General features: G+C 44.5%; 11 protein-coding genes. 6 read left to right on the forward strand and 5 right to left on the reverse strand.

Annotated elements, in window-relative coordinates; translation table 11 throughout:
• Nucleotides 1–43: 43 nt before the first annotated feature.
• Entirely contained in the window at nucleotides 44–1729 is a 1686-nt protein-coding gene (locus tag ACS8FD_RS08195) for an OmpA family protein (protein ID WP_439275351.1), read from the reverse strand.
• Between the two features lie 364 nt (nucleotides 1730–2093).
• Nucleotides 2094–3698 carry a hypothetical protein gene (locus ACS8FD_RS08200; RefSeq protein ID WP_439275352.1) on the reverse strand — a complete coding sequence of 535 codons (1605 nt, stop codon included), beginning with the start codon at nucleotides 3696–3698 and terminating at the stop codon, nucleotides 2094–2096.
• A gap of 389 nt (nucleotides 3699–4087) precedes the next feature.
• Here ACS8FD_RS08200 and ACS8FD_RS08205 point away from each other — a divergent pair, with 389 nt between their 5' ends.
• From ACS8FD_RS08205 to ACS8FD_RS08230, 6 genes are all read left to right on the forward strand, one after another.
• Nucleotides 4088–4696: a rhomboid family intramembrane serine protease gene (locus tag ACS8FD_RS08205; RefSeq protein ID WP_439275353.1), complete on the forward strand. Its 609-nt coding sequence runs from the start codon at nucleotides 4088–4090 to the stop codon at nucleotides 4694–4696.
• 104 nt (nucleotides 4697–4800) lie between these two features.
• On the forward strand, nucleotides 4801–5745 hold the full coding sequence (locus ACS8FD_RS08210) for a metallophosphoesterase (RefSeq protein ID WP_439275354.1): 945 nt from the start codon (nucleotides 4801–4803) through the stop codon (nucleotides 5743–5745).
• A 143-nt stretch (nucleotides 5746–5888) separates the two neighbouring features.
• Entirely contained in the window at nucleotides 5889–6434 is a 546-nt protein-coding gene (gene purE, locus ACS8FD_RS08215) for a 5-(carboxyamino)imidazole ribonucleotide mutase (protein WP_439275355.1), read from the forward strand.
• A gap of 235 nt (nucleotides 6435–6669) precedes the next feature.
• A complete protein-coding gene (locus ACS8FD_RS08220; protein WP_439275356.1) occupies nucleotides 6670–8019 on the forward strand; it encodes a 5-(carboxyamino)imidazole ribonucleotide synthase in 1350 nt (449 codons plus the stop codon).
• On the forward strand, nucleotides 8019–8468 hold the full coding sequence (locus tag ACS8FD_RS08225) for a YaiI/YqxD family protein (RefSeq protein WP_439275357.1): 450 nt from the start codon (nucleotides 8019–8021) through the stop codon (nucleotides 8466–8468). Before ACS8FD_RS08220 ends, ACS8FD_RS08225 begins: the two co-directional genes overlap by 1 nt.
• 227 nt (nucleotides 8469–8695) lie before the next feature.
• Nucleotides 8696–9334, forward strand: a complete 639-nt coding sequence (locus ACS8FD_RS08230) for an NAD(P)H-binding protein (protein ID WP_439275358.1) — start codon at nucleotides 8696–8698, stop codon at nucleotides 9332–9334.
• A 74-nt stretch (nucleotides 9335–9408) separates the two neighbouring features.
• On the opposite strand, the gene epmA is transcribed toward ACS8FD_RS08230, so the two are convergent.
• The 3 genes from epmA to ACS8FD_RS08245 all read right to left on the reverse strand — a co-directional run bounded on the left by epmA (nucleotide 9409) and on the right by ACS8FD_RS08245 (nucleotide 12855).
• Nucleotides 9409–10416, reverse strand: a complete 1008-nt coding sequence (gene epmA, locus ACS8FD_RS08235; protein ID WP_439275359.1) for an EF-P lysine aminoacylase EpmA — start codon at nucleotides 10414–10416, stop codon at nucleotides 9409–9411.
• Between the two features lie 102 nt (nucleotides 10417–10518).
• Nucleotides 10519–11625 (reverse strand): 4-phosphoerythronate dehydrogenase, encoded by a 1107-nt coding sequence (locus tag ACS8FD_RS08240; RefSeq protein ID WP_439275360.1) that lies wholly within the window; start codon nucleotides 11623–11625, stop codon nucleotides 10519–10521.
• An 87-nt stretch (nucleotides 11626–11712) separates the two neighbouring features.
• Entirely contained in the window at nucleotides 11713–12855 is a 1143-nt protein-coding gene (locus ACS8FD_RS08245) for an AI-2E family transporter (protein ID WP_439275400.1), read from the reverse strand.
• Nucleotides 12856–13095 lie beyond the last annotated feature (240 nt).

Below are 13095 nucleotides of genomic sequence, written 5' to 3' on the forward strand. Positions count from 1 at the left end.
AGGACAGCTTTTTTGCGTTAAATGACAATACAGCTCGCTAAGATTAGTTAGTAGGATCTAAATCTATACCTTGACTTGGATCATCACCGTCTGGCAGTACATCATCATTATTATTGTCTAATGGGTTTAGATCAGGATCTATCATATTACCATCAGCATCCAAAGTACGATCATCACCATCTACTGTGACATCATCGTTATTAGCATCTAATGGATTTAAGTCTGGATCCGTATTTAAGTTTTGACCATCACCTACTGCTACCGCATTATCAGTAGCCATACTCTCATCATAAACGCTAAATTCGATACGGCGATTACGGAAGCGGCCTTGCTCAGTAGCGTTTGTCGCGATAGGATCAGTCTCGCCCATGCCTTTCGTCATAAGCTTACTAGCATCTACCCCTTTAGAGACTAAATACTCTTTTACAGCATTAGCGCGCTCTTGTGACAGTTCCATATTGTAAGGGTTAGAGGCTAGCTTATCCGTATGTCCAATAATCATCAGCTCCACATCTGGAGTTTCTTCGATCAGTTGGGCGGCGCGATCGAGATAAGGTTTATTCGCATCAGGAATGATAGCTTTATCAAGCTCAAAGTTAATAACTTGTAAACTTAGTGCGCGAGCTACATCTCTTGGATCTGGGTTTTCGCCAAGATTATTCATCGCGGCGTCAGTAGCCACTAAGCTCTCATCGATCTCACCTTGCAGATCTAACGGACCTTCGGCGCTCACTGTCATTCCAGGAGCTGCAGCTTGCAGATCATTAACTAATTGGTCGAGTACCCCTGCATCTGCGGCGTTAACGATAATCTCATCACCTTTAATAACCATATTTGCGTCTGGTACGCTTTGGAAAATAGGCAATATTGAAGACAATTGCGCAGCGGCTGGCATATCAGCGGCAAAGCTGTCATCCACATCGGCACGGCATTTATCGGCCTCAGCGCCAAAGGCATTAGATAGCGCGTTCATAACATTAGTTTGTAGCGCTTCATCACCTACATTCATGCGGCAAGCATATAACGTGTTCGCTTCACCAGTGGCTAACGTCAGTGAGGCCGGCTCAATATCAGCAGCAACGACCGTTTGCTCATCGGTCACCACCTCTTCGGTGGCAACTGGCGTAGCTACTGGGGCTGGATCTTCTTGACACCCTCTGAGCAGCGCCCAAGCTAGAGCACCTAAAATAATTAAACCGATAATAGGCAGCAGCGCTTTCATAAAGCTACCGCTTTTCTCTTCTTCGTGAACTAAAGGAGCAGTGCTTGTAGTGTTTGAGATACGCTCACCAGCCGGAGCATTAGCAATCATGCCAGCAGGAACAACGCCCGCTGCCCATGCTGGAATATGATGCTGATAAGTAGATAAATTGTCATTCAAAAACTGTGGTACAGGTGTGCTACCTGCTAAGCTTTTGATTTCATGAAAAGCTAACGGTGCGGCCATAGCAACCAGACCTCGCGACGCGGTCGCATCAACATTATGCTTAGCCGCAAGCTCACGAGAGATTTGATCACGGTGGCTACCGTCCGTCCATACTCTATCATAGAAGCCTTGATCGTCTTGAGCGATATTTTCGTTAGCAAAACGCCCATAGGTGTCCTTGTCAGCTAGGCGCGCGGCAAAGATGGCATAAAACTGTTCTAGTAGGTTTCTTTTCGCAGGGTTGTTATCATCCCCAAGTACTGCTGGAGTAACCGTGCGGGTTAAATGACTAATAATATCCATAAGAAGCTCTCTCCAATTATTATGATTTAATTTATAAAATTATATGGTTTAACTTATCATTATTAAGCTAACCTTTATTAAGCCAACTGTCCTTAACATTTATCGTATTAGTATTTGTATCACCCTTGATACTCTTAACATCAGTATTTTTAAGTAACGGTGTGGAATATTACGATATGGCTATTTAGTTTTACTAAAGACAGTATAGAAGTAGGAGCCTAAATATCACAATAAATGCGCTGTTGTACAAATGATACAATAGGTAATGTTTCAAGTATGACGCGTAACTTTGGTGACTATTTAGCGGGATTATTTTACATTGTAACGACTAAAATAAACCTCACAATCAATTAGAGCTTATACTTTATTCAACTCGAGACTCATTATCTAAGCGCTCAGCAACGATAACGCTATTGGCTAGATCGTCTACTTCCGCTGTAGACATTCTGCCTATCGCTCCAGTATTCGCTATAGGATTAGTATCTAGCTTAGGATTAACCCCATTATAAGTGCTGTTATTTGCATTATTGTTTACGTTGCTACTGACAGTATTGTTGGCATTATTGGTATTGGGATTAGCGTTATTATTAAAACTGTCATTGGCTGAAGGTTGGGGATTAAAATTATCGTTTTCCTGCGCTTCATTTTGCCATTCAGAATTATCAGCTAATACTGCTTCCTCCTCGCTTGATGTTGCCGGATTTTCTATAGCGCTAAAACTAGCATTAGTCGTTATGTTAGCGGTGGGCACCAAAGCGCGCATGTCTGTCAGCAAACGCTGTGACAAGCTATCATCGGGCGACTCTATGATGATAATATCGTTTTGTAGCTGTAATCGCGCGAATGGTGCAGACTTCAACAAGGTAAAAAGACTCGGTAGTAGCTCTACATTAACAGCAGTAAGGCTATCGGCAACGCCTGATTTTAGCTGCAATTCACAGATACTCGCTTCCTCACCAAAGCTGCTCACTAACGCTTGGCTCAGCGCGTCTTGTAGAGTCGAGCTACCAACGATACCGTTACAAGTATAAAGGCGGCCACTATTATCAACGGCGATCAGTAGCTCGGCTGGTGTCAATACTGCAGCGACTGGTTCAGGATCAATGATTACCATGTCCGGCTCTACGCTTACTGGCTCAGCTGTAGTGGTTGTGCTGATATAGTTAGGTTGAATCACCAACACCCATACCAGTGCCAAAGCGGCTATCGCGGCGGCTAATAACAGTAAACGCCATAATAAGTCCTGTCTGTTGTTGCGCTTACGAGTACGCCTAAACTGACTGTGGCTATGACTATGAGCGCTATCATCGATGGCAATATGCGATGCTGCGGCGCTTTGTTCACTAGCGTTTACTGTGGCTTTTGTAGCTGTTGTAGCAATGGGTTTGCCAGCTTCCATCGTTGTAGGAATAGTGACTTCATCAGCATTTAAGTCACTACGAAGGCTAACAGAATGCGAACTCCAATTAGAACCACTATCTATCTCCTGTTCCGTTAGTACTGATTCTGCCCAAACCGGCAAATAATGACGAATGTCTAGCTGCTGCTGTTGTAAAAATGCCGGTAAAAATTGACCATCCGCTAGTGTTTTGAGCTCATGGTAAGCTAAGGCACTTGCGCTAGTAATCAGCGCTGCTGTAGCACTCTTATCAAGATGATGGGTCGCCGCTAATTCATCAATAATGAGCTCACGCTGGTCTGGGTCTGGCCATAACTGACTGAACAAGGATCTATCTACTGTATTGACTGTTGATAGCTCAGTAGCTGTCAACACTTCTGAGGTTGATTGTTCAGCCTGCGCGGTGAGAGGAGGAGCCGCTTGTAATAGCTGGGTATAAACCTTAGGTAGGGTCAAACGCGCAATCAGCAGCGCATAAAACTGCTCTAACAGACTAATGCGAGCTATGTCTTGCTCTGCTCCTAGAAGCGGCAGGCTGACACTTTGCTCAAGCTGTTCGATAATAGTCATAAAGTCATCTTTACTAGAATTAAGAAGATCGTGATAAAATTTTAATTTAGAAACCACTAAGATATCATTGCTATATCATCGCGATACTCTTGGCCTCGTTCATAAAATATAATTTGTATAGCTATGTAAATTCAACTGACATGTAATTGTGCTTTATCCGTAAAGACCTTAAGATGATCTATATATAGCTATGCTTTATATTATAAATTATGTCTGCTATTTATTATTAGTTTTCTCATAACACTTGGCACATCATTTAGCAGTTATTAAAGCATAATTTTTGGTCTCTAATCGTTTTTTGCTTAGCCATTTTGGTATTGATTTTTAGTGTCATCTACTTGTCACTCATTTATATTTTTATCCATCAGGCGTTGCCTAAGGATTGTCTTTTGCTAAATCATACCACTCTTATTATCATCGTTACGGTGATTATTAGCTTATTAGCTTGGCAAAACAAAGCCCTGTTTAATCGGCTTATTTTTTACCCACCAGCAATCACTGATGGTCAATGGGACCGCTTTGTCACTCACGGCTTCATTCATGCAGATAGCATGCATTTGTTGTTCAACATGTTTACCTTGTACTTTTTTGGGCGTGCCATTGAGGGCTTATATCAGCCCTTTCTAGGGGGCTTTGGGTTTATCGCTTTTTATATCCTCGCCATTATAGTGGCGATGATACCAAGCTACCTTAAGAATAAAAATAGCGCCAGTTATTTAAGTCTAGGAGCTTCGGGCGGGGTGTCAGCGGTGCTATTTGCCTATATTTTGTTAGCGCCATGGGATATGATTTATTTGTTTGCCATCGTCCCTATCCCTGCTATTTTGTTTGCAGTGGCTTATGTGAGTTATAGTATTTATGCCAATAAGCGTGGTGGCTCTAATATTAATCACATGGCACATATGTGGGGCGGCGCTTTTGGAGTAGTCGCGACTATCGTCTTAGAGCCGCGAATACTACCTCACTTTATTAACGCGCTCCTCTCGCCTGGCTTTTAGCATAAAGCTTTTGGATGTGAGTTTTTCAAAGTTAACCACTTTGTGAGCAAATTACTTACAGTAGACTGGTTTAGTTGAATGACAGATAAATTAGATTAACCGTTATGATTATAGATATTATTGGTGATATTCATGGTTATGCAGATAAACTTACTGGATTATTGACGCAGTTGGGTTATGTACATAACGGTGAGTATTACGTACCGCCTACCAATCACCGAGCCTTATTCATCGGTGATTTGATTGACCGCGGCTCGCAGCAACTGCGGACGCTAGAGATTGTCTTTGCGATGCTCGATGCTGATGTCGCTGATGCCGTTATGGGTAATCACGAATACAATGCGCTGGCTTTTGCCACGCTTGACCCTCATAACGAGGGCCACTATTTGCGCTCGCATACTGAGCTGCATACTCGCCAGCATGAGGCGTTCTTAGCAGAAGCGCCATTCGACTCTAAAAGCCACCGCTACTGGCTTGAGCGCCTCTATGAGATTCCGCTTTGGCTTGAGACTGATTACGCCTGCTTTGTCCATGCTTGTTGGGACGTCGATAGTATGGCGATACTCAAACCCTTGCTAACCGCTGATAACTGTCTAACAAAAAATGCGTTAGTCATGACCTCGCAGCAGCCTAGCTTACATTTTGACGCCTTAGAGCGGGTATTAAAAGGGGTAGAAACACCGCTACCCGATGGTTTAGTCATGGTGGATAAAGAAGGCACTGAACGCTCGCGAGTACGAGTACAGTGGTGGCTAGAGGAACTTAACCAAAAAACCCTTCATGAAGTAGCGCGAGCGCCCAAATCAGGCTTGGCGCAAATCCCAAAAGATGCATTGGCTGAAAATATCGACTTTGCACTAAAGACCGATAAACCCATATTTGTGGGTCACTACTGGCTAACTGGTGAGCCGCAGCTGCTGAGCCCGCAAGTGGTCTGTATCGATTATTCAGCCGCAGTCGATAGTGGCTACTTGACTTGTTATCAGCTCGATACTAAGCAGCCATTGCCGTTAGATAGTGCTAATTTTGTACAATATCATCACGAGTAGATGACTTATCATTCATAGCTAAGTTTATTAACGTATATAAAGCCAAATACCTTATCACTTATATCTGCCCGCTTATTATAAAAACTTGTCTTTACGGCAGTAGGGAAACTTTTGTATGATGGGCTTTTTGAGGATATTGCACCATGAGCACACCATCTAGCGAACAACCAAGCCCTATTGCCTCCCCAGTCGGTCAGCCGAAAGTCGGCATCATTATGGGCTCGCAGTCTGATTGGGCGACTATGAGTGCAGCCGCGCAGCTATTAGCGGATTTCGATATTGCCTTTGCTTGTGAAGTGGTCTCCGCTCATCGTACGCCAGATAGATTATTTGAGTATGCTAAAAGTGCTAAAGATCAAGGTCTACAAGTTCTCATTGCAGGCGCAGGCGGCGCGGCGCACTTGCCTGGTATGTGCGCCAGTCAAACGCCCCTACCCGTATTGGGCGTACCAGTGAAGTCCTCTATGCTCAGCGGCTGGGACAGCTTGCTCTCTATCGTACAAATGCCAAAGGGCGTAGCAGTTGGTACTTTAGCCATCGGTACCGCCGGCGCTTATAACGCCGCATTATTAGCTATTCAGATATTGGCGCTGCATGATGAGGTTATCGCTAGTAAACTACATGAACTCAGACAGCAGCAAACACAGACCATTCTAGCTAGCCCAACGCCTGGCATCGTGAATAGCTGATAGTTAGTTTATAAAGCAGCTAGATGATTAGAAAATTGCTTTTTCAATCGTTTTACTTGATATTTATTATCAGATGCGTTTAACTAAACCTAAGGTGCCTATAACGATAGCGCACCTTTTCTTATTTCTACTCTGATCTAAATCGCTTATTTTAAATAGTTAGAAAGTCCAAAATAGTTAAAAAAACCAAACCCACCGTACTTACTGTACCTACTACCAAATTAAAGAGCCTGTTATGACCACCGCCAATGCCTACCCTACTTCTCAAACTATTCGTACCATCGGTATCTTAGGTGGTGGCCAGCTCGGCATGATGCTCGCTGAAGCTGCTCTACCGCTTGGCTATCAGTGTGTATTTTTGGAGGATAACGCTGCTTGCCCAGCCAGCCTTTATGGTACGGTCTATCATAGCGAGCAGCTAGAGGACTTTATCGCTGCCGCTGACGTCTTTACCTTAGAGTTTGAAAACACGCCGGCAGAAACGGTACAAAGGCTCGCTACTCTCGCAAAATCAGGTAAAAACAAAGGCATGTTTCCGCCTCCTATCGCCCTAGATGTCGCGCAAGATCGCCTAAAAGAAAAGCAGATGTTCAATGAGCTAGGTATCGCTACAGTGCCGTTCAAGGCCGTCCATTCATTAGCACAGCTACAGCAAGCTTGCCAAGACTTAGGGCTGCCTATCGTCCTTAAAACCAGCCGCGGCGGTTATGATGGCAAAGGTCAGTATGTGATCAAAGAGGACAGCGACATTAAGGCAGCTTGGCAAGCGCTCAAAGACGCGGTATCGGGCAAAGGTAGTCTGACAGCTACGCCCGCACCGCTGATCGCTGAGGGCTTTATCCACTTTAGCCGCGAGGTTTCTATCATTGCAGCGCGTGGACAAGAGGGAGAAGTGCGCTGTTATGAGCTGGTAGAAAACCATCATCATCACGGCATACTGGCCAAAACCCGAGCGCCAGCTGTCGGCACTAGCCATTTGTTTCCTAAAGCAAAAGCGGCGATGACTACGCTGATGAATCATCTCGGTTATGTGGGAGTCATGGCGCTCGAGCTTTTCGTCAGTAAAGATGCGCAAGGTCACGACTATCTGCTAGCCAACGAGATCGCGCCGCGCGTGCACAACTCCGGACATTGGAGCATTGAGGGCGCGATTACTAGCCAGTTTGAGAATCATATGCGTGCGGTCGTTGGTTTGCCGTTGGGCGATACTGATAATATCCACCCAGCGATTATGGTCAATGTTTTAGGACAATACCCCGATATCGAGGACGTGCTAGCTATCGATGGTGCGCACTATCACAGCTATCATAAAGAAGAGCGTGAAGATCGTAAAATTGCTCATATTACCTTAATGCCGAACGATGTGGCTGATCTAGAGCCTGCTTTAGCTAAGCTAGTCGGGGTATTGCCTAACAAGGTCGGTCTAGATAAAACCACCGACTTAGCCGCTAAAACGAAAAACTCAAACTCAGAAGCTAACGCTATAAGCGCTGATAAGACACAAACAACGTCAGAAGCGGGTAAGTCTAATGATACTGACAACAGCCCTACACCTAAAAAGACCAACCATAAGGCCAAAGAATAATGCAGATCTGGGTGGATGCTGATGCGGTGCCAATCATTGCCAAAGACTTGATTATCAAGACTGCTGAGCGCACGCAAACCATGGCTATATTTGTCGCCAATCAGCCTATCAAGCTGCGGAAATCACCGCTGCTACTGATGACGGTAGTGCCACATGGCTTTGATAAAGCCGATGACTATATCGTCGAGCAAATCCAAGCAGGCGATCTGGCTATCACTAGTGACATTCCTTTAGCAAATGACATACTAGAGAAAGGCGGGATGGTTTTGACCCCGCGCGGCATGATATATGATAAAAACAACATCAAGCAAAAGCTCAACATGCGCGACTTTATGGATACTATGCGCGGTACTGGGGTGCTAGAGCTACAAGAAATGAGCGGACAAAAGCCTTATGGCGAGCGCGATAAAAAAGCCTTTGCCGATGGCCTCAATCGTTTAGTGCGCTAAAGTTTAAGGCGAGTTTTTACTTTATTCTGTCATTTTGCAAAGCGTATACACTCTGCTACTAAACACTATGGAATAGGCACCTAAGCTAACCCAAGATATCCCCTATTTTTGTTATGCTAGCTTTAGTATTTCTTGAATACTTCAGTATTAAAAGATCATTGAAAGCAAAATTCAAGATTTTAAGAAAATCACTTTTTAAAAATAGTAATAAAAAAATAGGACTGTATATGAAGATTTTAGTAATAGGCGCTAGTGGCCGTGTTGGTAGTGATTTGGTCAAACAACTTTTAGCTGAGGATCATCAAGTCATCGGTACGACTCGTCAAGATGAAAGGCTGTTTTCTGATGACAACTACACTCAGCTAGATTTGGATATTATGGCCGATAAAGATAGTATCCAGCAGCAGCTAGAGGATGGTATAGAAGCCGTTTATTTTGTAGCCGGCTCCGGCGGTAAAGAGATACTAGAAGTAGATTTGCATGGTGCGGTAAAAACGATGCAAGCGGTACAAGATAAAGGTATTAAGCGCTATATCATGCTCAGCACCGTATTTTCTTTGGATACCAACAAGTGGGATAATGAAGGCATTAAAGATCTAAAAGGCTATTATATTGGTAAGCACTATGCCGATCAGTGGTTAGTCAATGATAGCCAACTTGATTATACAATTGTACAGGCAGGCGCGCTAAAAGAGCGGGCAGGCACAGGCAAAATCGCTATTGATAAAGATGAGGCCGGTGAGAACGCTATCGAAGATGTAGCAGCGACTTTAGTTGCAGTATTAAATGCAGATAACGCCAATAAAAAAGTCTTTAATATGCAAAATGGTGAGACGGCTATTAAAGAAGCAATTGCTAGTTTATAACTGCTAGAATCTCTCTAAGCAAAGAGCAGTTCAATGTAAAAAAGGATAAGTTAAATAACTTATCCTTTTTGCATTTATGCCAAACCACTTGGCAAAGCGATGACCTCTGAGAGCTTGTCAGTGCCAGTGATAACCATGAGCAGCCTATCTACCCCTAGTGCTATGCCGCTGCATGGCGGCAAATCATCACAAGCCACTAGCAAATACTCATCTATCGGCATCTGTGCTAAACCATGGATTGAGCGCTGCCTATTATCCGCCTCGAAACGCTCCCTTAAAGCCTGCCCATCTGCCAGCTCATCATAAGCATTAGCAATCTCAATACCATCGATATAAAGCTCAAAGCGTTTGGCGATCAGATTACCTTCTTTATCGAGACAGGTTTTGGCTAATGCTGCCGTGGCTGGTGGATAATCGATAATCAGCGTTGGCAAATCATGACCGAGCTTAGGCTCAACGAAATGGCTAAATAACAGATCAAGCCAGCCTTGCCGACTCTCTGCGCTATCTGCAGAGAGTGACTCTGGCGTCGCGACATCTATGTGAGCCAGCCCTTTATCTTCTGCTACCGCTTTTAGGGTCTCAAGGCTAGCGCTCAGCGGATGAATACCGACATGATCCATAAAAGCATCGATGTAACGATAATGATTCATAATGACCGGATAGCCATATAGCGCTTCTAGCAGCTTGCCTAATTCTTCAGCCAAATCGTTCAAACTATAATGCGGCTGATACCACTCTAACATCGTAAACTCGATATTGTGCCGCGAGCCGACCTCATTATCCCGAAACACTGAGCAAATCTGATAAATCGCCACTTGCCAGCTGGCTAGCAAACGCTTCATCGCAAATTCAGGAGAGGTATGCAGATAAAAGGGGCGCGGTTTATCCTGATAAGTGACGCGAGCGGCAACCGACTGCAAAAAGGTATCGGTATTTGCCGCTTGTGAGAGTAGCGGTGTCTGTACTTCTAATACTTGACGCTGGGCGAAAAACTGGCGAATCGTCGCTAGCATCTGCCCGCGTCTGCGCGCCATGTCTAAGGTCATGGTTGGAGCATAAGCGGGCTTATTATCTGACATATCTCTACTCATTAATCTTTATTACTGATCGTCTACTTTAGGTGCTCATCAATAGCGTTTACGGGTTACTATTTGCTGTTATTTATAGCTACTTTACTTGATCTATAATTGCCATTCGCGGCGTAGATGGTAGTCGCGTCTGAGCTGATCAAAGTCATGACCACTCACCTGCCCATTCACCACTTTTTCGCGCAGCTGCTCATCATCTTGTTTGATATCATAGAACTTGCTCAGTTTATCAGGAGCAGTCTTGAGCTCTGACCATAAGTAAAGATTATCAGGAAGCAAATTATGCATAGACTGAGAGGGTGTGATTTTGAGCTCATCGCATAGAGCGTCATAGATCATTTGCGTACCGCGAAGCTTACCTTCTAAGCTGTAGCCGGCAATGTGCGGCGTTGCTAGCGCTAGTGTGTGCAGCAAGGATGCCAAGATTTGTGGCTCATGCTCAAAGACATCGAGCACCACTTGGCGCCCATTACGCTCGATATCAGCCGCTAGCGCTGCCGCTTCAATCACCGGTCCGCGGGCACTATTAATCAGTAACGTAGCCGCCGGCATCTTCTGCAAGGCTGAGTTATCGATCAAATGGTAGGTAGAATATTCGCTAGCCTCTTCATCCGTTAAAGGTACATGCAAGCTTACGACCTGGCTTTGTAGCACCTGCTCGAAACTGGCATTATTGAACTTCGATGCTGGCAATAAAGGATCGTAGCCCAGTACTTGCCAGCCCAAATCAGTGGCATATTGCGCCAGCGTCTTACCAATATTACCTAAACCAATAATGCCTAGCGTTATAGTCTGGGACCAGTACTCTGGCCGCAAAGTCAAAATTGCAGTCAGCACGTATTGAGCGACTGAATGCTTGCTGGAGCCTGCCGCATTAGCAAAGCGAATGTGGCGCGCGCTTAGATAGGCTTGATCAACATGATCGGTACCGATAGTAGCAGAACCGACGAATGTCACGCTATGATTATCCGCTAATAGCGACTCATTGATAGGCGTTACTGAGCGGATTAGCAGTATTTCAGGTTGATGCTCAGCGAGCAACTGCGCATCAATATCACGCCCTGCTACGCGGATAATATTGACCCCTTGCTGAGTATTTTCCCCAAGCGTCTGCGCATTAAAAAACTCATCGAGGCTTGCGATATTGCTATCAGCAATGATGGTCAAGGGAGCAGTCTTCTGGGCTTTATCATTGGTCATAATTAGGCCTCTTTTGAGATAGTCGGTACAGGTTTACGGCGAAAGGTCCTAAGTCATGGGCACTTAAGCGATGACCAGGCTTCGGTGCTAGCTTGAACTTTTGTTATCCGGCTTATTTGCTAGCGAGACGACGCCATCGCCTGACAGTACCACATCTTGCGACGCAAAGATCTCATTTTTATGATTAGATATCCATTCCCGCCATACGGCCAAACCGATAGCTAGCACGACTGGACCGATAAACAGGCCGACAAAACCAAAGGCAGTCAAACCGCCTAATACGCCGATAAAAATAATAATAAAAGGAATCTTAGTAGCGCCGCTAATGACGATGGGCCGAATCAAATTATCGACCCAGCTGATGACTAATATTCCCCACAACGCCAGCCCAATGCCTTCTGTAGTATGACCTTGACTGAGCAGCCAAATCGACACTGCTCCCCACGCAAATGGCGTACCAAAAGGAATCAAAGCCACAATAAAGGTGATAATAGTTAGTAAGATAGGGCTCGGAGAGTTGGAGAAGTAATAACCAATCCCTGCGAGCAAGGCTTGCGCCAAGGCCGTTAAGCCAATGCCATAGACTACCGCTTGTGTCGTGGTACCGACAGAGTCAATATAGCCATCGATACGATTGCCGATGATATTACGCAACGCCTGTCTAATCTGGCGCATCAGACTATTACCATCACGGTAGAAGAAAAACAGCGTCATTAGTGCCATACCAAGTTTTGCTAAACTACTGAACACGACATCAAATGCCACTTTACCATAGTACAAATGCGACTGTATCCAGGTCCGGAACGCTTCAAGCGCGCTCTCAGGATCTTTATTGATACTCCAAAGAATATCTCTAATCTGCTGACCAATCACCGGCAAATCTTTGATCGCGTCTGGCACATCTAGATAACCCGCCTTCACGCGGTAGATAATATTGCTATATAAGCTAACCGCTTCTTGCTGGAGGATAAACACCCCAACAATCAAAGGCACCCCTATGATTAAGCTGATGCTAACCGTCATAATACCGGCGCTGACCCCTGAGCTGAACTTTGCCTTTTCATTAAAAAACTTATAAATAGGAAAAGTAACATAAGCTAAAATGGCCGCCCATAGCGCTGGTATAATAAAAAACTGTATTACTTGAAAACACAGAATAAACAATACCACTAGCAGCGTTACAGCCAGCAAGCGCTGAATAATAAACTCTTTTGTCCAGTTTTCAATCATAGCTATCAACCAAGAAGGCACCATAAAAACCGCAAGATTTTTATCGTAAAATGTATAAATATAACGATATGACGCCGCTGAAATGTATGGCGCTCATAAAGACAGACTCAATAGGGTGTGTTTGCTATTTCACGCGCAAGCACTGCTGATAATGATTAATGAACCTACTAGCGCTGTTTCAGGCAGAGTGCAACTTGACGATATAACAAATATAATAACTATTGATGGGATAACTCGTAA

The organism is Psychrobacter sp. 1U2 (assembly GCF_051847575.1).